This is a genomic window from Acidomonas methanolica, from assembly GCF_004346035.1.
Lineage (GTDB): Bacteria > Pseudomonadota > Alphaproteobacteria > Acetobacterales > Acetobacteraceae > Acidomonas > Acidomonas methanolica.
The window spans coordinates 180970-202706 of the sequence record NZ_SLZN01000005.1 but is presented as its reverse complement, the minus strand read 5'-3'; the positions used below and the strand labels follow the sequence as shown (position 1 = coordinate 202706).

General features: G+C 66.0%; 21 protein-coding genes, 1 tRNA gene and 1 pseudogene. 8 read left to right on the top strand and 15 right to left on the bottom strand.

All coding sequences use genetic code 11. The features are described from left to right. Positions 1-466 (bottom strand): annotated as a pseudogene (locus EDC31_RS18495) (Hint domain-containing protein); the annotation flags it as partial. Between the two features lie 750 nt (positions 467-1216). Between EDC31_RS18495 and hrcA the strand changes: the two are divergent. Further along, positions 1217-2263, top strand: a complete 1047-nt coding sequence (gene hrcA, locus EDC31_RS06365) for a heat-inducible transcriptional repressor HrcA (protein ID WP_132126954.1) — start codon at positions 1217-1219, stop codon at positions 2261-2263. Between the two features lie 43 nt (positions 2264-2306). Here hrcA and queF read toward each other — a convergent pair whose 3' ends face one another. Further along, positions 2307-2777, bottom strand: a complete 471-nt coding sequence (gene queF, locus EDC31_RS06360; RefSeq protein ID WP_042062295.1) for a preQ(1) synthase — start codon at positions 2775-2777, stop codon at positions 2307-2309. 29 nt (positions 2778-2806) lie between these two features. Here queF and rnd point away from each other — a divergent pair, with 29 nt between their 5' ends. Both rnd and EDC31_RS06350 read left to right on the top strand, forming a co-directional pair. Then, positions 2807-3988 (top strand): ribonuclease D, encoded by a 1182-nt coding sequence (gene rnd / locus EDC31_RS06355; RefSeq protein WP_042062292.1) that lies wholly within the window; start codon positions 2807-2809, stop codon positions 3986-3988. Positions 3989-4107: 119 nt separating this feature from the next. Continuing rightward, positions 4108-4908, top strand: coding sequence for a GcrA family cell cycle regulator (locus tag EDC31_RS06350; RefSeq protein WP_042062290.1), 801 nt, complete (start codon positions 4108-4110; stop codon positions 4906-4908). Between the two features lie 108 nt (positions 4909-5016). On the opposite strand, the gene EDC31_RS06345 is transcribed toward EDC31_RS06350, so the two are convergent. Next, the gene (locus tag EDC31_RS06345; RefSeq protein WP_132126953.1) at positions 5017-5247 is read right to left on the bottom strand and encodes a hypothetical protein; all 231 of its coding nucleotides are present in this window, start codon (positions 5245-5247) and stop codon (positions 5017-5019) included. A gap of 302 nt (positions 5248-5549) precedes the next feature. On the opposite strand from EDC31_RS06345, the gene EDC31_RS06340 reads away from it, so the two are divergent. The 3 genes from EDC31_RS06340 (at position 5550) to EDC31_RS06330 (ending at position 8840) form a co-directional block, all read left to right on the top strand. Next, positions 5550-6083, top strand: coding sequence for a hypothetical protein (locus tag EDC31_RS06340; RefSeq protein ID WP_052512644.1), 534 nt, complete (start codon positions 5550-5552; stop codon positions 6081-6083). Positions 6084-6222: 139 nt separating this feature from the next. Then, positions 6223-7089 (top strand): formyltetrahydrofolate deformylase, encoded by an 867-nt coding sequence (purU, locus tag EDC31_RS06335; RefSeq protein WP_042062287.1) that lies wholly within the window; start codon positions 6223-6225, stop codon positions 7087-7089. Between the two features lie 140 nt (positions 7090-7229). Continuing rightward, positions 7230-8840 carry an NAD(P)/FAD-dependent oxidoreductase gene (locus EDC31_RS06330; protein WP_042062285.1) on the top strand — a complete coding sequence of 537 codons (1611 nt, stop codon included), beginning with the start codon at positions 7230-7232 and terminating at the stop codon, positions 8838-8840. 137 nt (positions 8841-8977) lie between these two features. Here EDC31_RS06330 and EDC31_RS06325 read toward each other — a convergent pair whose 3' ends face one another. From EDC31_RS06325 to EDC31_RS17655, 3 genes are all read right to left on the bottom strand, one after another. Continuing rightward, positions 8978-10258: a hypothetical protein gene (locus tag EDC31_RS06325; protein WP_132126952.1), complete on the bottom strand. Its 1281-nt coding sequence runs from the start codon at positions 10256-10258 to the stop codon at positions 8978-8980. 66 nt (positions 10259-10324) lie between these two features. Further along, positions 10325-10855 (bottom strand): hypothetical protein, encoded by a 531-nt coding sequence (locus EDC31_RS06320; RefSeq protein WP_052511655.1) that lies wholly within the window; start codon positions 10853-10855, stop codon positions 10325-10327. Between the two features lie 185 nt (positions 10856-11040). After that, positions 11041-11181, bottom strand: a complete 141-nt coding sequence (locus tag EDC31_RS17655) for a hypothetical protein (protein WP_158310295.1) — start codon at positions 11179-11181, stop codon at positions 11041-11043. 373 nt (positions 11182-11554) lie between these two features. On the opposite strand from EDC31_RS17655, the gene aqpZ reads away from it, so the two are divergent. Further along, positions 11555-12295: an aquaporin Z gene (gene aqpZ / locus EDC31_RS06310; protein ID WP_081797421.1), complete on the top strand. Its 741-nt coding sequence runs from the start codon at positions 11555-11557 to the stop codon at positions 12293-12295. Positions 12296-12439: 144 nt separating this feature from the next. Here the strand turns inward: aqpZ and EDC31_RS06305 are convergent. From EDC31_RS06305 to mnmE, 6 genes are all read right to left on the bottom strand, one after another. Then, positions 12440-12515: transfer RNA gene (locus EDC31_RS06305), tRNA-Lys, on the bottom strand. Between the two features lie 89 nt (positions 12516-12604). Further along, positions 12605-13492: a ParB/RepB/Spo0J family partition protein gene (locus EDC31_RS06300; protein ID WP_042056465.1), complete on the bottom strand. Its 888-nt coding sequence runs from the start codon at positions 13490-13492 to the stop codon at positions 12605-12607. 4 nt (positions 13493-13496) lie between these two features. Then, positions 13497-14273, bottom strand: a complete 777-nt coding sequence (locus EDC31_RS06295) for a ParA family protein (protein WP_042056467.1) — start codon at positions 14271-14273, stop codon at positions 13497-13499. A gap of 7 nt (positions 14274-14280) precedes the next feature. Next, positions 14281-14871: a 16S rRNA (guanine(527)-N(7))-methyltransferase RsmG gene (gene rsmG, locus EDC31_RS06290; RefSeq protein WP_042056469.1), complete on the bottom strand. Its 591-nt coding sequence runs from the start codon at positions 14869-14871 to the stop codon at positions 14281-14283. After that, a complete protein-coding gene (mnmG, locus tag EDC31_RS06285; protein ID WP_042056471.1) occupies positions 14868-16727 on the bottom strand; it encodes a tRNA uridine-5-carboxymethylaminomethyl(34) synthesis enzyme MnmG in 1860 nt (619 codons plus the stop codon). The genes rsmG and mnmG overlap by 4 nt, the downstream gene beginning before the upstream one ends. Positions 16728-16733: 6 nt before the next feature. Next, a complete protein-coding gene (gene mnmE, locus EDC31_RS06280; RefSeq protein ID WP_042056597.1) occupies positions 16734-18044 on the bottom strand; it encodes a tRNA uridine-5-carboxymethylaminomethyl(34) synthesis GTPase MnmE in 1311 nt (436 codons plus the stop codon). 21 nt (positions 18045-18065) lie between these two features. On the opposite strand from mnmE, the gene EDC31_RS06275 reads away from it, so the two are divergent. Further along, complete coding sequence (locus tag EDC31_RS06275) at positions 18066-18515, top strand: methylated-DNA--[protein]-cysteine S-methyltransferase (protein ID WP_042056474.1); 450 nt, start codon at positions 18066-18068, stop codon at positions 18513-18515. Between the two features lie 227 nt (positions 18516-18742). Here EDC31_RS06275 and rho read toward each other — a convergent pair whose 3' ends face one another. The 3 genes from rho to rph form a co-directional block, all read right to left on the bottom strand. Beyond that, positions 18743-20032: a transcription termination factor Rho gene (gene rho / locus EDC31_RS06270; RefSeq protein WP_042056476.1), complete on the bottom strand. Its 1290-nt coding sequence runs from the start codon at positions 20030-20032 to the stop codon at positions 18743-18745. 210 nt (positions 20033-20242) lie between these two features. After that, positions 20243-20866 (bottom strand): RdgB/HAM1 family non-canonical purine NTP pyrophosphatase, encoded by a 624-nt coding sequence (gene rdgB, locus EDC31_RS06265; protein ID WP_042056477.1) that lies wholly within the window; start codon positions 20864-20866, stop codon positions 20243-20245. Next, positions 20863-21636, bottom strand: a complete 774-nt coding sequence (rph, locus tag EDC31_RS06260; RefSeq protein ID WP_042056479.1) for a ribonuclease PH — start codon at positions 21634-21636, stop codon at positions 20863-20865. The genes rdgB and rph overlap by 4 nt, the downstream gene beginning before the upstream one ends. Positions 21637-21737: the final 101 nt, after the last annotated feature.

Here is a 21737-nt window from a genome sequence, read left to right as displayed (position 1 = left end):
GGGCGAGCTTGCCGTGCTGGGCGAAAGAGGAACGGTTTCCCGTGTCGAGATAGGACTCGGTGAGCATCCCGTCGGCCCATATCACCGAGTGGGTATCGGTCTCGATGTGATAGTATTCATAGGAGGAAAAGCTCTTGTCGTAGAAGATGGAGTGCCCGTTGACGAGCATGCGGACGGGGACGAACCGGTTCTCGAAGAACAGGCAATGCTCGGCGGTGATGAGCATGTCCTTGAAGGGCACGCCATCGGCGATGGCATCTTTCAGAATGCGGACAGGATACCCCGCCTCATCATCGGGCAGAGCCGGGCGCACCGTCGTCTTCCGGTTTCCGACCCAGACGACCTTGCGGGCGATCTCGGCGTTGTCGCGCCAGTCGAAAGCCGTGACCTCATCGCCGATCCGGATGTCCTCGACCGTGACATCACCGCCCGGCGTGCGAATCATCGAACCGGCAAGGAAGCAGGCGATCGCCGCACCGGCCCCGGCTGGAGACGGATAATAAGTTGCCGATCCACCTTGACTGTAGCTCTTGCTGTAACCTTTATTGACCGTCAGGGACGCGTTTGCCCCGTTATTGATGGCAAGCGTGGAGTTACTTCCAAGATAAGCATAGTCAACAACCACGGATGCCGCCAGACCCTTCGGTGGCGCCACACTATTAAAAATGCTCAGGCTGCTATTGGGGACAGATTCATTTATCGCCCCCGCTGTGACTTTGATGGTTTCCGGTGAAGACGCGGCCTGAATGGTAAGGCTTGGAGATGATCCGGTTAAATCAATTGTCCCTGAAACATTGAGGTTGAAAACATCATTCAATTGAATGTTTGAACCCGACGTCGTAAGGCTATTGATGTTTATGGTGTTCGGGCAAGTGATCGTCGTGTCCGCATTGATGACGACATCAGATGTCGACGTCGGGACGCCATCGCTCCAGTTCTTCGCATCGGTCCAGGACGAACCGTCCCCTTTTCCAGTCCATGTATCTTTAGTCACGATTTACTCCCCAAATCCCTGATTGATAAAAAACCGGCATGCCCTCCTTTTTGACGAGGAAGGGAAACGGAACCCAATACCATCCATGCCCGGGTTCAACGTGACGGAGCCGCAACGTAACGTGCTTCCACCGGATCGCGGCGTCAATAGCCCCGAACGGAAGGGGCTGGCCCACACGCTCCGTCCCGCCTATCATCCGCCCTGTCGGAAGGAGGCACGGCGATGTCCGAATCCACCCCCCCGCCGCATGGGCTCGATCCCCGCGCGGCGGCCATCCTGCGTGAAATCATGGAGGAATATGTCGAGACCGGCGCGCCCATCGGCAGCCGCACCCTCTCGCAGCGCCTCACCCCCATGCTCTCTCCCGCCACGATCCGTAATGTGATGGCGGACCTCACCCAGGCCGGACTCCTCTTCAGCCCCCATGTCTCCGCCGGACGCCTGCCCACGGAAAAAGGCGTGCGCCTCTTCGTGGACGGGCTGCTGCAATTCGGCAGCCTCGGCGCGGAAGACCGCCAGACCATCGCCGCCCGGCTGGAACCGCGCGGCCGCTCGGTGGAGGACGTGCTGGGCGAGGCGTCGTCCATGCTCTCCGGCCTCTCCGCCGCCGCCGGGCTGGTGCTCGCCCCGAAGAACGACGCCGCGCTGAAACATATCGAGTTCGTCGCCCTCGGCCCGAACCGCGTGCTGGTCATCCTGGTCTCGGTCAACGGACAGGTCGAGAACCGCGTCATCGAAACCCCGCCCGGCCTGCCGCCCTCCGCCCTCGTGGAGGCCGGAAACTACCTCAACGCCCGGCTCGGCGACCTCACCCTCTCCGCCCTGCGCGCCCGCGTGGTGACGGAGATGCAGGCCGACCGCCACGAACTCGACGCCCTCGCCGCCACGGTGATCGAATCCGGCCTCGCCAGCTGGGACGAGACCCACGGCACGCTCTTCCTGCGCGGCCAGGGCAAGCTTTTGACCGATATCACCGAGATCGAGCGCCTGACCACCATCCAGATGCTGTTCGAGCGGCTCGAAACGCAGGAAACCATGCTCCAGCTCCTGCAACTGGCGCAGGACTCCGAAGGCGTGCGGATCTATATCGGCGCGGAAAGCGGCCTGTTCGGCATGGCGGGCGTCTCCATGGTCGTCGCCCCCGCCCGCACCCTCTCGCAGAAAATCGTCGGCGCCATCGGCGTCATCGGCCCGACGCGCCTGAATTACGGACGCATCGTCCCGGTCGTGGACTACACCGCCCAGGTCATCGGACGGATGCTGGGATAGACACCCTCCAAGGCGCTGCCCCTGTCCGCCGAAAAAAACGGTCCTACCCCCGCCCGCGATAGCCCGGCACGTCCTGGGCCGGAATCCAGACCCCCTCCGGCGGCACACCCGTCTGCCAGAACACGTCGATCGGAATCCCCCCGCGCGGATACCAGTAGGCCCCGATCCGCAGCCAGACCGGCGACAGTTCCTCCACCAGCCGCGCGGCGATGGCGACGGAACACGCCTCATGAAACGCCCCGTGATTGCGAAAACTGGTGAGATAGAGCTTCAGCGACTTGCTCTCCACGATCCATTGATCGGGAACGTAGTCGATCACGAGATGCGCGAAATCCGGCTGCCCCGTCACCGGACAGAGCGACGTGAACTCCGGCGCGGTGAACCGCACGAGATACCGCCGCTCCGGATGCGGGCTCGGCACCCGCTCCAGCACCGCCTGCGAGGGATCGGCGGCGACGGCGGAAGACTTCCCGAGCTGCGTCAGCGCAGCGAGATCGTTTTGCGATGTGGTCATGAGTGCCCCCGCTGGTGTATGGGGGTGTCATGCGTGCGCCCGCCGCCGGTTTCCCGGCCCCCCGAATGATTGCTTCCACCTCTGATTTGGCCGAATTATGCGGCCGCCTCAAGCAGGAGCCCTTCGTCACCATCGACACGGAGTTCGTCCGGGAACGGACGTACTGGCCGGAACTCTGCCTCGTCCAGCTCGCGGGCACGCAGGACGTGGCGGTGATCGACGCGCTGGCGGAAGGGATCGACCTCGCCCCGCTGGCCGCCCTGCTGGACGAGCCCGCCTGCCTCAAGGTGTTCCACGCGGCGCGGCAGGATCTGGAAATCTTCCTCCACCTCTTCGACCGGCTGCCGCAGTCCATCTTCGACACGCAGATCGCCGCCATGGTCGCGGGCCATGGGGACCAGATCGGCTACGACGCGCTGGTGAGCGCCGTCACCGGCGGCGCCATCGACAAGACGCACCGCTTCAGCGACTGGTCCGCCCGTCCCCTGACCCCGGCGCAGATCGCCTACGCCGCCGCCGACGTGACGCATCTGCGCGACGTGTATCTGACTCTGCGCAAGGAACTGACGGACCAGGACCGTCAGCATTGGGCCGATGCCGAGCTGGCGGAACTGACCCGCCCCGAGACCTTCCGCCCCGACCCCTACCGCCTCTGGGAGCGGCTCAAGCCCCGCACCAACAACCGCCGCATGCTCGGCGTGCTGCGCGAGATCGTCGCCTGGCGCGAGGGCGAGGCGCAGAATCTCGACATCCCCCGCCAGCGGCTGATCCGCGACGAAAGCCTGCTGGAAATCGCCGCCGTCCAGCCCGATGACGTGGACGCCCTGGCCCGCGTGCGCGGCGTGACGCGCGGCTTCGCGGAAGGCCGCGCCGGAGCCGCGCTGCTGGAGGCCGTCCGCACCGGGACGGGCCTGCCGGAGGCCGTGCTGCCCCGCGCGCCCCGCAAGCCCGAGGGCGCGCGCGCCTCCGCCGCCCTCGTCGCGCTGCTGCGCGTCCTTCTGGCGGCGAAATGCGAGGAGAACCAGGTCGCGCCCAAGCTGGTCGCCTCGGGCGAGGATCTCGACCATCTGGCGCTGGGCCGGACGGACCTCCCCGTCCTGCAAGGCTGGCGGCGGGCCGTGTTCGGCGAGGACGCGCTGGCCCTGCTGGCGGGACAGCTCGCCCTCTCCGTCGATGGAAAGCAGGTGCGGCTGACACGGCGTTCCCAGTAACGAACACGGCAGGCGCATGAAAAATGCAGCGGGCCGGATTGAGAAAAGCCGCCGGAAAGCCTAGATTCCGGTACGCATTGAAGACTGATGACGCAATCGTGAAGAGGGAGAGCGAGGGTATGGAGTGGACCGACGAGGTGATCGCCCGCCTCCAGGACTTATGGAGTCAGGGGCTTTCGACCGCGGAGATCGGCCGCCAGCTCTCGATCACGAAGAACGCCGTGGTCGGCAAGGCCCACCGCCTCGGCCTTCCGCCGCGGCCATCTCCCATCCGCAAGACGGAGGAGGAACTCGCGGCCGGCGAAACCCGGAGCGCCGCAGAGGAGCGCATGGCGGCCCCCCGGTCCGCGATGCCGCGCAAGGAACGGCGCAAGCCGCAATCCGCGCCGGACGCCGCCGCGCCGCCCCCCGTTCAGGCCGCGCAGGAGGAGCCCCGGATGAACCCGGAGCCGCCCCGGCCCGAATTGCCCCGCTCAGAGGTGCCGCACCCCGAATTGCCCCGTCCTGAGGGACCACGCCCGGACTCGTCCGGCCCCGCGCCGTCCGCGCCCGCCCAGGTCGCGCGCACTCAGGCCGCGCCACCCGCCGCCGTGACGGCCACCGCGCCGAAACCTCAGGCCGCCCCTCCCCGTCCGGTCGAGACGGAACCGAAACGCCCGCCGCCGCGTCCCGCCGCTCCGGCCCGCCCGCCTTCCAGCGAGGCGGAGATCATCGCCGCCAGCCTGCGCCCCATGGTGCGTTCGATCACCGGCGAGAGCAGCGTCCGGCGCGGGGCGGCATGCTGCTGGCCGATCGGCGATCCCGGCACGCCGGGTTTCCATTTCTGCGGCGCGAAACCGCTGCCGGGAAAACCCTATTGCGCGGAACACGCCGCGCTCGCCTACGTCAAGCTGCGCGACCGGCGCGACCCGGTTTCCTGATCGTCACCTCCGTCCCCAGCGGACGGGGCGTTCTTTCGCAAAGAGTTCGACCCCCTCGAAAGAAGGGGGTCTTTCTTTATTCGGAACAACAGGAAGCGTGCAGCCGGGTCAGGACGGTTCCCGTTTCTTCGTTTCAAAAAGAACGATGAAGATCCATTGAAAAGACGGCACAATGACGGACGAATGTCCGTCACGTCGCATGCCTGCGCGGAAAAGGAAAAAACCCGATACAGAGGACGGCGTATCGGGCCGGCGGCAGCGCCAATATCGCGCGGCAATAGCGTAGTCTTTTACCCCGCATGGATTTCTGAACACATCGTCCGTGACTGAGGCGATCACGACCATATCCGTAAACGAGGTAATGGCCGTCCCTCGCCCCGTCATCAAAAAACATGTCGCCGCCGCGTTTTTTGTCGTGACAGAGTCCGAACTCTGCTATATTTGGCCCTGTTCTAATGAGCGAGGCAACGAAGCCTGCCTTTCTTGCGGAAGCATGACGAGACTGACAATCAGTCAGTCACTTGTGTAGCACGCAGTCGGGTTCATTCGTACCCGCCATGGACAACATACTCAACAGGAGCACCATCATGGAGTCCGATGGCGGACGACGGCCCTTGGCTACAGAACACGCGGATGTCGAAATGAATGAGACCGCGGTTCTCGAAGCGCTCAACCGATTTGGGTCCGGACGCAAGCGTGTCGCCGCGGTGACGCAGCCCATCCGCGCCGGGTCGGAAAATCGACGTCGCCGCTTCATCCAGGACGGCGAAGTCGTCGTCGAGCATCACGCCGTCTCGCGCGGCGCCTCCCGTCAGCCCGCTCCTGCGCAGGACACGAGCGAGATCGACCGCCTCAAGGCGTCGCTACGGCGCGAACAGCGGCGCAGCGAGGACGCCGAGCGCCAGTTGGGCGATCTTCAGACCCAGATCCGTTCGCAGGAAACCCGCGCCGTTCATGCGGAACTGCACGTGAAGGAGCTTCAGCAGACATTGCGGGAGCGTGACGCCCGCATCGCGGAACTGATCGGCCAGATCCACGCGCAGAAGATCAGCTACGAAGCCGCGCTCGACGCCGCCAAAGTCAGACCCTCGCGCAGCAAACCCTCCCCCGTGGCCCCGCGTGAAACGGCGGAAAACGGCGAGCCGGAGCCGGTCAAGTGGTGGATCGAGGACTGAATTCAAATAAAGACGCCTCCATCGACCCCCTCCCGACCCCCGCGGATCTGAACTCAAGGGCTTCCAAGGGGCGAGCCCTTTGGCGGGTGCAGGACAGAGTCCCATAGCGACCGCCGCCCCTCATGTCGGAGCCAGCCTCTTGTCCCCCGTCCCGCTTTACGTCCTGACCCTCGCCTGCCCCAACCGCCCCGGCATCGTCGCCGCGATCAGCCAGACGCTCTTCGCCCAGGGCGGGAATATTACCGAGGCGCAACAGTTCGACGACGCGCTCACGCAACGCTTTTTCATGCGGATCGTCTTCACCCTCCTCTCCGCCGACGCCACCCCCGCCTCGCTCCAGACCGCCATCACGCCCGTCGCCCGCGCATTCGCGATGGAATGGCGCCTCACCGACATCTCCCGTCCGCCCCGGACCCTCCTGCTCGTGTCGAAATTCGACCACTGCCTCGTGGACCTGCTGTATCGCTGGCGCATCGGCGAACTCGCCATCGACCCCGTCGGCATCGTCGCCAACCACCCCGCCGAAACCTACGCCCATATCGATTTCGGCAGCATTCCCTTCCGCCACCTGCCGGTGACGAAGGAAACGAAACCCCAGCAGGAAGCCCATATCCTCGATCTCGCCGCCACCACCGGCGCGGAACTCGTGGTCCTCGCGCGCTACATGCAGGTGCTGTCAAGCAACATGGCGGCCGCCCTCTCCGGGCGCTGCATCAACATCCACCATTCCTTCCTCCCCGGTTTCAAGGGCGCACGCCCCTACCACCAGGCCTTCGCGCACGGCGTGAAACTGATCGGCGCCACCGCTCATTACGTCACCGACGATCTCGACGAAGGCCCGATCATCGAGCAGGACGTCGAGCGCATCTCCCACGCCGACACACCCGACGACCTCATCCGCAAGGGCCGCGACATCGAACGCCGCGTCCTCGCCCGCGCCGTCCGCTACCACATCGAACGCCGGACCATCCTCAACGGCAACAAAACCATCGTCTTCCTGCCCTGACCAAAGGGTTTCCAAAGGGCGACCGCCCTTTGGCGGCTCGCAGGGCAGAGCCCTGCCGCAACCCCCTGCAAAAACAAACGCACGACCACTCCGGCAAACGACCTTGACAAGACCCCGCCGAACATGACTTCCCAAACGCCATGATCCGCGTCACCGAACTCCGGCTCCCGCTCGACCACGCATCGGACGCCCTTCGTCCCGCCCTCGCGGCCCGGCTCGCCCTGCCCGAGGACGCGATTCTGGACCTCCACATCGCGCGGCGCGGCTACGACGCCCGCAAACGCGGCCAGATCATGCTCGTCTACAGCATCGACTGCACGGTGGCGGACGAGACAGCCCTCCTCGCCCGCTTCGCGACGGACAGCCACGTCCAGCCCACGCCGGACACGCGCTACCATCTCCCGTCTGCCCCGCCGTCCGGCGCCCCCCGCCCCGTGGTCATCGGCGCGGGGCCGTGCGGGCTGATGGCCGCCCTCATCCTCGCCCAGGCCGGACTGCGCCCGATCGTCCTCGAACGCGGCAGGATCGTGCGCGAACGCACCGTCGATACCTTCGCCCTCTGGCGCAAATCCATCCTGACGCCGGAAAGCAACGTCCAGTTCGGCGAAGGTGGCGCGGGCACGTTCTCGGACGGCAAGCTGTACAGCGGCATTTCCGACCCTCGCCATCTCGGCCGCAAGGTGCTGGAGGAATTCGTCAAGGCAGGTGCGCCGGAGGAAATTCTCACCCTCTCGAAACCCCATATCGGCACATTCCGCCTCGTCTCCATGGTCGAACATATCCGCGCGGAAATCGAACGCCTTGGCGGCGAATATCGCTTCGGCACGCGCGTCACCGGCCTGATCGGCGAGGGCGCCCCACACCGCCTGAGGGCGCTCCAACTCGCCGACGGGACGGAACTCCCCGCCATGCAGGCCGTGCTCGCCATCGGCCATTCCGCCCGCGACAGCTTCGCCATGCTGCATGATGCCGGCGTGACGATGACCGCCAAGCCCTTCTCCATCGGCGTCCGTATCGAACACCCGCAATCGGTGATCGACGCCGCCCGCTTCGGCCCGCAGGCCGGACACAAGCTGCTCGGCGCGGCGGATTACAGGCTCGTCCATCACGCCGCCAACGGGCGCGGCGTCTATTCCTTCTGCATGTGCCCCGGCGGCACCGTCGTCGCCGCCACATCTGAGGAAAATCAGGTCGTCACCAACGGCATGAGCCAGTATTCCCGCGCCGAACGCAACGCCAATGCGGGCATCGTGGTCGACGTCTCGCCCGAGCGCGACTACCCTGACGGCCCGCTCGCCGGAATTGCCTTCCAGCGCCGCTGGGAGCGCGCCGCCTTCACGGCGGGCGGCGGCGACTACAAGGCCCCCGCCCAGCGCGTCGGCGATTTCCTTGCCGGACGCCCCTCCACCAGCCTCGGCGCGGTCATCCCCTCCTACAGGCCCGGCACCACCCCTACGGATCTCTCCCGCTGCCTGCCGGATTTCGCCATCGACGCCATCCGCGAGGCGCTCCCGCATTTCGCGCGCAAACTCCCCGGCTTCTCCATGGACGACGCGGTGATGACCGGCGTCGAAACCCGCACCTCCTCCCCGCTCCGCATCGCCCGCGACGCCTCCGGCCAAAGCCCGGACTGGCGCGGCCTCTTCCCTGCCGGCGAAGGCGCAGGCTACGCGGGCGGCATTCTCTCAGCCGCCATCGACGGCCTCAAAGCGGCGGAATGGGTTGTCGCCGCACTTCGAGAGGGCGTGTGAGGCTGCTGGTTCTTTTTTGAAAAAAGAACCAAAAAACTTCTGCGCGTTGGCCGCGGAGTTTCCCGATGAGACTCCGCAGCCAAAAAATCAGAAGTCTTTTTGCTTCTTTTTCTTCAGAAAAAGAAGAACCCAACCCCTCAAAAAAGCTGACTGATCCGCGCCGCGATCTGCCAGCCCTGCGCAAGCTGCGGCCCGTAGAGATTCTGATACACCGGCTTTCCGCCTTCAATGGCGAAATGACTGTAGCCCGGCAGCCCGATGCTGTGACCGTCGATATCGAGCCCGCCGAGAAGCTGGAGCCGCTGACCGCCGTAATAGAGCGGGTTCATCGGCTCGCCGACGCCGTTGATCAACGGGTCTTTCCCGCTGATGCGATCCTGACGCACGTAATTGACACGCAGGGAAAGAATCATGTCGCCGGGCAGCAGATAACCGCCCCAGACGCTCTCCTGATAACGGGCGCCCCAGGCATAGCCATGGCTATTGCGCGCGAAAGGAAGGCGGGAGCGAAACGCCGCCCCCCAGGACCAGCGGCCCGTCGTGCCCAGATAGGTCAGACCCGGCGTGGCGAACACCTCCCCCGTGCCGATCTGCATGCCATAGGGCGCGCGCGTCGTCATGTCCTTGCCCTTGGGCGAGAGCATGGTGATGGCGCCGGTCGTCGAGCCGCTCGGCAGACTCAGGCCGAAATTGAGATGAAAATGCGTGTGCCTGTCCTGATAGAACCGGACGATCGCATTGACCTGCGTATCGTTGAAACCGCTGGTCGCGCCGCCGCTCATGCCCAGCACCTTGCTGCCGACCATGCCCCTGAACGTGGTCATGTCCATGTATTTGCGGGTCCAGCCGGACATGACGTCGATATTCAACCAGTTGTTCACCGCATACATCACGCCGAACATATACATGCTCGCATTCATCCCATGCGGAACGACCCGCACTTTCGAACCCGTGACGGAATCATAATGCGTGGCGATCGTGGCCGGGGAGACCGTGCTGTCCCCCACCATGTTGTCCTGCATGCCCATGAAGGACGGCATGAACATCAGCGACACATGCCCCGCCGCCATCATGCGCGCGCCCGGCAGCGCCGCCGGAGCGGCCACCCGGCCCAGACCGTGATGGATGTAGTCGCCCCGCGCGATGGGCGCGTCGCCGAAAAACTCCGTGCTCTTATGGTCGAAAATGCGCGAGAGCCAAGAGGTGCGCTCAGGCGCGCCCACGACCCGGATCACCTCCGGAGCGCCCACGGACGTGACGGATTTCGCTGCCTCGATATGGGAGACCGTCTTCGGCCCGGCCGCCCCATCCGGCGACGCGGCCTGTCCCGCGCCGGGAAAGACGAACGGAACGCATCCGGCGGCCGTCATCGTCATGAGCCGGCCGATCGACACAACCACACCGCGAGGAAATGACACGTCGCGACACCCTTCCGATCCCATGCATCCGTGTCGGGTCTATCCGCGGCGCGTGAGGCTGTCACTTCACTGATGCGACAGCATCGCATCAGCGCCATGATCATGGACCTGCGCCCGGAACCAGCTATGAACAGCCGCGATCAGAGAGGGGTCGTGCGACTGATAGATGATGCGTCCCCCTGCCGGAAGGGTCTGGAAGCGTATCCGCATCCGGGCCGCCCCAGCCGCCAGCGCCTTCAGACCCGGCATGGACTCCCCATGCATCGCGGCGGGACCGCTGTAATCCCCCTTGGCGCGCCGCGCGGCCTGGGTGGATAAATGGCGGCGGATCAGGGCGATCTGGGCCGGATCGCCATCGGTCGAGACCACGTCCTGCTCGCCGCCATCCGGCAGGGGCGTGAAGATATGAAGGGTGCGCGCCAGATCGAACGGCATCCCCGCCGCGCCGAAATGCATACCGCCCCCACCCGGACCGGACATGGACCCGGCCGACATGGCCCCCGAAACCGCCGGCTGCGCGCCCGCAAAAGCAATGACGATCGCCACGACGCATCCGCCCGTTCGACAGGCGCGCCACCAGGCCCGATCGACATTCATGTCATGCGCTCCCCGAACGATTTGCCCAGATCAAAAGCAGATCTCAAGGCGCAGAGTGCCACATCGCCGAGGCCATGTCTCCGGGTGCGCACCGGTCTTGCCCCATCTCCCGGATCAAAACAGGGCCGGATAACGGGAAAGGACGACCCGCTCGTCTCCACACCCGCCGCCGCCCCTCAAGCTGATCATACCGAAGCCAGAGTCCATGCCAACCATGCCGCGAGACAGGCCAGCGCCCATGCCGCCGCCCATGCCAGCACCCATGCCCAATCCGGCACTTCCCGTTCCTCCCATGCCTGGATGTCGATGAGAGCCGAATCGGCCAAGGGCTCCGACCTGGGCGTCGCCGGAAAGCGAACCGCCGGTTTGATGATCAGTCGCATCCCATCCTCCGACCCCGAAGAATGCCACGCCAAATGATACGGCGGCGTGTCAAAAAGAAACCGGAAACCGGCCGCCGCTCAGAGACTGTTTCAGACGCCGCGACTCACGCCGATGCAGGGCTCCGCGAGCCTAACCACCATGACACAACGACTTTCGAGACAGCCTGTCAGGGCCGGCGATCGTCGCGGAGACGTTTCACGCCCGTCCCTCGCCGCACCGCGCCATCACCTTTATTTGGCAAGTATTCCTTCCGCGACTCCGCTATGGTCGAAAACAAAAAACATGCACGATCACCAACATTTACGGAGCAAATCCATGAAAGCCTATCTCGCTGAACTTGTCGGAACTTTCGTGTTGGTCATGGGCGGCGTCGGCAGTGCCGTTCTCGCAGGAAGCCATATCGGTTTCATGGGGGTCGCCTTCGCCTTCGGCCTGTCCCTGCTCGCCATGGTCTACGTGATCGGGCCGATCTCGGGCTGTCACGTCAATCCCGCCGTCACGTTCGGCCTCTTTCTCGCGGGCAAATTCCCCGCCTCCCGCATTCCCGGCTACTGGATCGCCCAGATCCTCGGCGCGCTCCTCGCCGCCGCCGTGATCTACGTCATCGCCTGCGGCAACCAGGATTTCAGCCTCGCCGCCGGATTCGGCTCCGATGGATATGGCGACCGGTCGCCGGATCACTACAGCATGGGCGCCGCTTTCGTCAGTGAGACGGTGATGACGGCGTTTCTCGTGCTCACCGTGCTGGGCGCGACGGACGACAAGGCCCCCGTCGGTTTCGCGGGTCTCGCCATCGGTCTCGTGCTGACATTGATCCACCTCGTGTCGATCCCGGTCGACAATACCTCGGTCAACCCGGCCCGAAGCATTGGCCCCGCCCTGTTCGCAGGCACAGGCGCCATCGAGCAACTCTGGCTCTTCATTGTCGCTCCGCTGCTCGGCGCGGCAATCGCCGCAGGACTCTACGCCGCCCTCCGCACGAGCGAGACGACGATCACGGCTTCCGAGGGAATGCAGGCCCTCCCGACCGAGCAAATCGAACGCGCAACGTTCTGAGCACGGGACACGCCCGCGGACATGCGGTGGAGGCGGCCCCGAAGCCCCTCCACCCCTGGCCGCAGACGAGAAAAGCGGCGACGACCTTCAGGGCAGAGGCCCGCGCCAGAAATCTGATCCGAAGGAAGAAAACCGGGCGGGGCATGGTGGGCACACAAGGGCTCGAACCTTGGACCCGCTGATTAAGAGTCAGCTGCTCTACCAACTGAGCTATGTGCCCATAGCCCCGCTCCCGGTGGGCGGGCTTTTAACAGCCCCCCCTTTTCCGCTCAAGAGGGAAAATATATTTTTCCGCACTCGAAACAAATATCATCGCATGTCCGGATCGAGCAGCCGCAGCAACCCGTCGAACTGATCCAGCGACCGATAGTCCAGCCGGATCGACCCCCCCTTGCCGTCGAACCGGATCTGCACCCGCAACCCCAGCTTCGCCGCCAGTTCGCGCTCCAGCCGCACGATCTCGGCATCGCGCGGCACATGCGCGGCCCGTGCCTCCGGCCCCGGGGCCTTCTGCGCCAACGCTTCGGTCTGTCGCACGCTCAACCCGCGCTCCACCACCAGCCGGGCCAGCGCCACAGCCTCGGGATGCCCCAGCAGCGCCCGCGCATGACCGGCGGTCAACTTCCCGTCCCGCAGGAGCCCGCGTACCGGTGGCGGCAGGTTGAGCAGCCGCAACGTATTGGCGATATGCGGGCGCGACTTGCCGACCGCCCCGGCCAGCTCCTCCTGGGTCAGCGCATAATCGCTCATCAGACGCTGCAAGCCCTCCGCCTCCTCGATGGCGTTCAGATCGGCGCGCTGGAGATTCTCCACCAGAGCCGCCGCCATCGCATCCGCGTCGTCGAGCGTCCGCACATGCACCGGCACCTCATGCAGCCCGGCCAGCTGCGACGCCCTCCAGCGCCGCTCCCCCGCGATGATCTGGAAACGCCCCGGCGCCTCGGGATGGGGCCGCACCAGAATCGGCTGCAACACACCCCGGCTGCGAATCGAATCCGCCAGCTCCGCCAGCCGCCCTTCATCCATCTCCTGCCGTGGCTGGAACGGGCTGGGCTCCAACTGCTCGATCGGCAGAACGCCTCCCGCCTGATGATCCCTCTCATCGCCGGGACGCGAAACCTTCACCAGCTCCGTCGCCTGCTCGCCCAGCAAGGCCGCCAGCCCACGTCCCAGACGCGGCATTTCCTTCTTCGCCATGTCCTCAGCCCCCCGCCTTCCGCGCCCGCGCCATCACCTCATCCGCCAACGCCAGATATGCCGCCGACCCCGCGCTGCGCCGGTCATATTCCAGCACGGGACATCCATGACTCTGCGCCTCGGAAATCCGGATATTGCGCGGAATCAGCGTCTCCAGCACCTGCGCGCCGAAAAAGCTGCGCGCATCCGCCGCCACGAGTTCGGACAGATTGTTGCGCCGGTCATACATCGTCAGAACGATCCCCGCGATATGCAGATCGGCATTGAACGCCCGCCGCACCCGGTCCACCGTCTTGACCAACTGGCTGATCCCCTCCAGCGCGAAGAACTCGCATTGCAGCGGCACCAACACCCCATCGGCGGCAACCAGAGCGTTGAGCGTCAGCAGGCCGAGACTCGGGGGACAGTCGATCAGCACCACGTCGTAACGCGGCGCGAGAAGCTGCAAAGCCGCGCGCAGGCGATATTCCCGCCGGTCCGTGGCGATCAGTTCGATCTCCGCCCCGGCCAGCTCCGTATCGGCGGCGATGATATCGAGATTTTCCACGGCGGTCGGACGCGGCGGGACGTCAGCTGCGTCCTCCTGCATCAGCATCGCGTAACTTCCCTGCGCCCGCTGGTCATACCCCACGCCCAGCCCGGTCGAGGCATTGCCCTGCGGGTCGAGATCGACAAGCAGCACCTTGCGCCCCCCCGCCGCCAGCGCCGCCGCGAGATTGATGGCCGTGGTGGTCTTGCCAACGCCGCCCTTCTGGTTGGCCACCGCAATGATCCGCGCCATCCTGTCCCTATTCCTCTTCGACCGGCCGGATGTCCCAGACCTTCAGGATCGTTCCCTGAGGATCGGTCCGGCTCGGATGACTCTCATGGCTCATCTGCCAGCGCGCTCCCGCTTCGGTCAACTCGTCCGGCAAGGATTTTCCCTTGAGAAACAGCGCATAGCCGCCGGACGCGAGAAGCGGCGCGGCCCAGCCGAGCAGTATGTCCAGAGGCGCCAGGGCCCGCGCCGTCACCACCGGCGCCGGCGCGGGGCGCGCGACCTCGATCCGCTGCGCCATGACCTGCGCGCGCACCCCGCAGGCCCGCGCCGCCTCGCGCAGGAAGGCCGCCTTTCGCCGGTCGGATTCGATGAACACCATCTCCGCCCCGGCGGCGATCCCGACGATCATCCCCGGAAACCCGCCGCCCGATCCCAGATCGATCACCCGCGCCCCCTGCGGCACGAGCGGCGCGAGTTGCAGCGAATCCTCGATATGGCGCGGCCAGAGCTGCTCCATGTCCCGCGGGCTGACGAGATTGATCCGTGTATTCCACGTCCTCAGCAGGGAGGCGAACACCTCCAGCCGCGAAAATGTTTCACGTGAAACATCCCCGCTCATGCCGCGTGTCTCAGATGCGCGAGCAACGCCACCAGCGCCGCCGGGGTCACGCCAGGCACGCGCTGCGCCGCCGCGAAATCCGCCGGCCGCGCCGCCGTCAGCCGCTCGCACATCTCAGCACTCAGACCGCCGATCGCGCCGTAATCGAGATCGGACGGCAGGGCGAGCCGCGCCTCGCCGTCCAACTGACGGATCTCCCGCGCCTGCCGCTCCAGATACCCGCCATAGCGTGCCTCCGTCTCGACATGACGGCGCACCCGCTCCGGCAAGGTTGCGAACCACGGCGCCAGCGCCGCCACCGCCTCACCCGGCGCGCGCGCGGCGAAGACGTCGTTCAGCGAGCGCCGCCGCCCGTCCTGCGATACGGCGACTCCCGCCTCCCGCATCGGTCCCGGCAGGAAGACCGGCTCCGCCGCGCGCGCCATGGCCTCGGCGATCGCCCCCTCGGTCACACGATGCGCTGCCTCCCGCCGCGCTCCCACGCACCCCGCCGCGATCCCCCTCGGCGTCAGGCGCAGATCGGCATTGTCCGCCCGCAGTGTCAGCCGATATTCGGCGCGCGAGGTGAACATCCGATAGGGCTCGGTGATTCCCTGCAAAGTCAGATCGTCCACCATCACGCCGAGATAGGATTCGGCCCGGCTGAACGTCACCGCCTCCTGCCCTCCCGCGCGCCGCGCCGCGTTCAGCCCCGCCAGCAGTCCCTGCGCCCCGGCCTCCTCATACCCGGTCGTGCCGTTCACCTGACCCGCCAGAAAAAGCCCGGGCACGGCGCGCAATTCCAGACTGGGATCAAGCTCGCGCGGGTCGATATGATCATATTCCACCGCATAGCCGGGGGTCACGATCCGCGCATGCTCCAGACCGGGAATGGAGGCGATCATCTCTGCCTGGACATCGGCGGGAAGGCTGGTGGAAATGCCGTTCGGATAGACGAGATCGCCCCCCGGACTGCCCGGCAACCCTTCCGGCTCCAGAAATATCTGGTGCCCGTCCTTCTCGCCGAACCGCACCACCTTGTCCTCGATGGAGGGGCAATAACGCGGCCCGCGTCCTGAAATCGCGCCGCCATAGAGGGCCGATTTCAGGAGGTTCTCGCGAATGATCCGATGGGTCTCCGCCGTCGTTGTGGTGATGCGACAGGCCAGTTGCGGATTGACGATACGCTCGGTCAGCACGCTGAACGGTTCCGGTTCCGCATCGCCATGATCCGGCGCGAGCGCCTCCCAGTCGATCGACTCGCGCGCCAGCCTGGCTGGAGTCCCGGTCTTGAGCCGCCCCAGCTTCAGCCCCATCGCCTCCAGCCGATGCCCCAGCGCCGCCGCCGGACGCTCGCCCACGCGCCCCGCCTCCCGCGACTCATGGCCGATATGGATCACCCCGCGCAGGAAGGTGCCGCTGGTCAGCACCACCGCACGCGCGCGCAGCACCGTTCCCTCCGCCAGCACGACCCCGGCGACGGCCCCGCCTTCGATCACGAGATCCACCACCTCGCCCTCGCGTAGATCGAGCCCCTCGGTCGCCGCCAGCAGATCGCGGATCGCCGCGCGATAGAGCGATCGATCCGCCTGCGCGCGCGGCCCCTGCACCGCCGGTCCTTTCGAGCGGTTGAGCAGCTTGAAATGAATCCCGGCCCGGTCGGCTGCGATCCCCATCAACCCATCCAGCGCGTCGATCTCGCGCACCAGATGCCCCTTGCCGATCCCGCCGATCGCCGGATTGCACGACATCACGCCGATCGTCGAAAGTTTCTGCGTCACCAGCACAGTGCGCGCGCCGACCCGCGCCGCCGCCGCCGCCGCCTCGCAGCCCGCATGACCTCCGCCAATGACGATCACATCGTACACGCCTGACAATCCTTTCTACTTGCCGATGCAGAATTCGCCGAATACCACATCCAGCACCGCCTCGACCTCGACCTTTCCCGTCAGCCGCCCCAGGGCCCGCATCGCGAGCCGCATCTCCTCGCCGCGCAGTTCCGGCCAGTCCAGCGTCCCCGCCTGCTCCAGATGCGCTGCCGCCTCGCCGATTCCCGCGCGATGCCGCGCCCGGGTCAACGGCGCGCCGGACCCCGCCGTCAGATGGCGCAGTCGATCCCGCAGCGCCTCACGCAACGCCTCGATTCCATCGCCCGTCACGGCGCTGATCCCTAGCACGCCGGAGGGCGCGGGGGCGAGATCGGTCTTGTTACGGACCAGAAGCGCACCGGGAAACGATAACGCAGGAACATCGTCGTCAAAGAGATGGATAACGATATCGGCATGTTTCACGTGAAACATCGCGCGCCGAATGCCCTCCGCCTCGATCTCATCCTCCGTCTCGCGCAGCCCGGCCGTATCGATCAGCCGCAGCTTCACCCCATCCAGCACCCAATCCACCATGACCGGATCGCGCGTCGTCCCGGCGCGCCGGGTCACGATGGCGGCCTCATACCCCGCCAGCGCATTGAGCAGGCTCGACTTGCCCGCATTCGGCGCCCCCGCGATGACGACGGTGACGCCGCGCCGCACTAGCTCGCCGCGCCGGTCATCCAGATGCGCGCGCATCTCCGCCGCCAATGCTGCGCGTTCGGTTTCGAGACCGGCCGCCACACGGTCCGGCACCTCGTCATCCGGAAAATCGATCAGCGCCTCCTGCCGGGCCAGCAGGATTTTGAGCCGTTCCGCCCATCGGTCATAAAGACGGCTCAGCGCGCCATCGGCTTGCGCCAACGCCTGCCGCCGCTGCGCCGCACTTTCCGCTTCGACCAGATCGGCCACCGCCTCGGCCTGCACCAGGTCCATCCGCCCCGCCTGCACGGCACGGCGCGTGAACTCTCCCGCCTCGGCCGGCCGCGCTCCCAGCGCGACCAGGGCGAGCGACACGGCGTCGATGACCGCCGGACCGGCATGGCAATGCAGTTCGAAACTGTCCTCACCCGTATAGGATCGTGGCCCCGGAAACCAGAGCACCAGCGCCTCGTCCAGCACCTCACCGTCATGTTGCAGGCGGCGCAGACTGGCCTGCCGCGCCGGCGGCAAGATGCCTCCGCATAACTCATGCAGGATCTCCCGGCTGCCCGCCCCGCTGACGCGCAATACGGCGATGGCTGCACGCCCCATGCTGCCGGCCAAGCCGGTGGCGAGGGCGAAAATCGGTGGAAAGGCGGCGTGAGTCAGGCGATTTTCAGTCATGACGCTGCTATAACCCATCTCATGCCGCAACTCTCCCTCCATTCGCCGCTCGGCCCGCTCACTCTCTCCGAGGAGGACGGCAAAATCGTTGCGCTCGACTGGGGACGCGGACGCGATCAGGAGGAAACGCCACTCCTTCTCCGCGCCCGCGCCATGCTGGACCGTTATTTCGACGGTGAGCCGGAGTGCTTCGATTTGCCGCTGGCCCCGTTCGGCACGCCCTGGCGCCAGCGTGTATGGGAGGCGCTCCGCCGCGTGCCTTACGGAACGACCGTAACCTATCAGGATCTCGCCAGACAGGCGGGTGGCTCGCCCCGAGCGATCGGCGGCGCGATGGCGGCCAACCCGATCCCGATTCTCATCCCGTGTCACCGCGTGTTCGGCAAAACGGGACTCGGCGGCTATTCCGGTGCTGGCGGCCTGGATGACAAACGGGCCTTGCTGATTCTCGAAGGGGTGGAGTTGGGCTGACCGATCGTCCGTTCGTCAGAACGGCACATGCGCCCAGATCCGGCTGGCCTTGCGTCGTCACGTTATAACCTGACGACGATGTCCCGCATTTCCGAGGACTTGGGCCGTTCCAGGCGCATCAGTAAAAGCCAGAGCGCCACGTCATCAAGCATCGCGGCAGCCCCCGGTTCGATTGCCGGAGGCTGCCTTGGGCCCGATATGGGAATTCAGGTCACGACAGCCCGAATTCAGTTGTTCATCGCGTCGAAGAAATCCTGGTTCGACTTGCTGTATTTGAGCTTGTCGAGCAGGAAATCCATCGCATCCATCGTGCCCATCGGCGCGAGGATGCGACGCAGCACCCACATCTTCGACAGCATGCCACGATCGACCAGCAGTTCTTCCTTGCGCGTGCCGGATTTGGTGATGTCGATGGCCGGGAAGGTGCGCTTGTCGGACAGCTTGCGGTCGAGGATGAGTTCGGAGTTGCCGGTTCCCTTGAACTCCTCGAAGATCACCTCGTCCATGCGGCTGCCGGTGTCGATCAGCGCGGTGGCGATGATGGTCAGCGACCCGCCTTCCTCGATGTTGCGCGCGGCGCCGAAGAAGCGCTTGGGGCGTTGCAGCGCGTTGGCGTCCACACCGCCCGTCAGCACCTTGCCCGACGAGGGCACGACGGTGTTGTAGGCGCGGGCGAGGCGCGTGATCGAATCGAGCAGGATCACCACGTCGCGCTTATGCTCGACGAGGCGCTTCGCCTTCTCCAGCACCATTTCCGTCACCTGCACATGGCGGGTCGCGGGCTCGTCGAAGGTCGAGGCCACGACCTCGCCACGCACGGAGCGGGCCATGTCCGTCACTTCCTCGGGGCGCTCGTCGATGAGCAGCACGATGAGGAAGACTTCCGGATGATTGGCGCTGATCGAGGCGGCGATGCTCTGGAGCATCACGGTCTTGCCGGTGCGGGGGGGCGCGACGATCAGGGCGCGCTGGCCCATGCCGATCGGGGCCACGAGGTCGATGACGCGCGGCGTATAGTCGCGCTGATCCTTCTTGCCCTTGGCGGGCGCCTCGACGGGGCCGGTGGGCTCGATCTCCATCTTCAGCCGCCGCTCGGGATAGAGCGGGGTGAGATTGTCGAAATTGATGCGCTGACGGACGGAATCGGGCGACTCGAAATTGATCGAGTTCACCTTGAGCATGGAGAAGTAGCGTTCGCCGTCGCGCGGGGCGCGGATCTGCCCCTCGACCGTATCGCCGGGACGCAGCGCGTAGCGGCGCACCTGCGCGGGGGAAATGTAGATGTCGTCCGGACCGGGGAGGTAATTGGCCTCGGGCGAACGGAGGAAGCCGAAGCCGTCAGGCAGGATCTCAAGCGTTCCTTCGCCGTAGATGGCCTGGTCGTTCTCGGCCAGTGCCTTGAGAATGGCGAACATGATGTCCTGCTTGCGCATGGACGACGCGTTTTCGATATCCAGACTCTCGGCATAAGCGAGCAGGTCTGCGGGGGTTTTTGCCTTGAGATCGGCGAGATGCATGCGGGAAATGCCCTGAAACTGGCCTGGGAAAGGAAGCGGACGTCGTCCGATCCGCTTTGACGAAGACCTGCGCTCACGCAACTTGATCACTGGACGCGCACTACGCGAACGTCACATGAAGATCGGGAAGCGGTCGAAGCTGGGAGGATCGGGAAACGGCAGGACGCCGCTTCCATGCGGGCTTCTCCCTACGCCGGCTTCGCCGTCACGTCAAGAGGGGGCGTCGTGCGGATCGAGGCAGGCCGCGACAAACGCCGCGAAAGCCCGGCCGCGATGGCTGACGGCGTTTTTCTCGGCCTCGGACATTTCGGCGAAACTGCGGGTCTCGCCTTCGGGGGCGAAGATCGGATCATATCCGTGACCATGCGTGCCGCGCGGGGGCCAGAGGACCGTGCCTTCGCAGCGTCCCTCGACGCAGCGGATTTCGCCGTCGGGCCAGGCGAGGCAGAGGACGGCGACGAAGGCGGCATGGCGGTCGGGAGAGGCGCCCAGCATGTCGTTCACGCGTGTCATCGCTTTGGTGAAATCGCGCTCCGGACCGCCCCAGCGGGCGGAATAGGGTCCGGGCTGGCCGTTCAGCGCGCGGACACAGAAGCCGGAATCATCGGCCAGCGCGGGAAGGTCGGCGGCGCGGGCGGCGGCGAGCGCCTTGATGGCGGCGTTGCCCGCGAAGCTGTCGGCCGTTTCCTCCGGTTCGGGCAGGCCGAGTTCGGCGGCGGAGACGAGCGCGATGCCGGCGGATGCGAGAAGGGTGCGGAATTCCGCCAGCTTCCCGGAATTATGGCTCGCCAGCACGATGCGCGCGCCGCGCGGAAGGCGGCGCGGTGTGCTCAATGCCCCGTCTCCCCAAGGCCCGTCTCCCCGCGAAAAGCGGCGAGGGCGAGATCCTGAGCGGCGAAGAGATAGGCGGTGCCGAGCCTCGCGAGGCGCATGAGTTCGGCAAATTCCGCCTCGGAGAACGGGGAGTCTTCCGCCGTGCCCTGGATTTCCACGATGCCGCCCTCGGCGGTCAGGACGAAGTTCGTGTCGGCGCGGGCGGCGCTGTCCTCCACATAATCGAGATCGAGAACCGGCCCAGCCCCGGTCAATCCGCAGGAGATGGCGGCGACCTGCGCCCGCAGCGGCGAGGCCTTGAGCGTTCTTGCCTTCACCTGCTTGTCCAGCGCCACGGCGAGCGCGACCCATGCTCCGGTGATGGACGCGCAGCGCGTGCCGCCATCGGCGTTCAGCACGTCGCAATCCAGCGTGAGGGTCATCTCGCCCAGCGCCTTGAGATCGACGCAGGCGCGCAGGGAGCGGCCGATCAGGCGCTGGATTTCCTGCGTGCGGCCGGACTGCTTGCCCTTGGCCGCTTCCCGCGAGCCGCGTGTATGGGTGGCGCGGGGGAGCATGCCGTATTCGGCGGTGATCCAGCCCTGTCCCTGTCCGCGCAGGAAGGGCGGCACGCGCGGTTCGACCGACGCGGTGCAGAGCACTTCCGTGCCGCCGACGCGGATCAGCGCCGAGCCTTCCGCATGGCGGGCGAAGCCGAGCTCGATGCTGACGGGGCGGGGCTCGTCGGCGGCACGGCCGGAGGGACGCGTGGGGGAAAGGGGGATGGTCATCGGGGGTGGTCCTGCGTTGCGGAAAGGAGCGATCTCGGGGGTGCTTTTAGAGGACATGGCGCGGTTAGGGAATTGCCGGTTCGTTTTGGTCTGGACGTGGG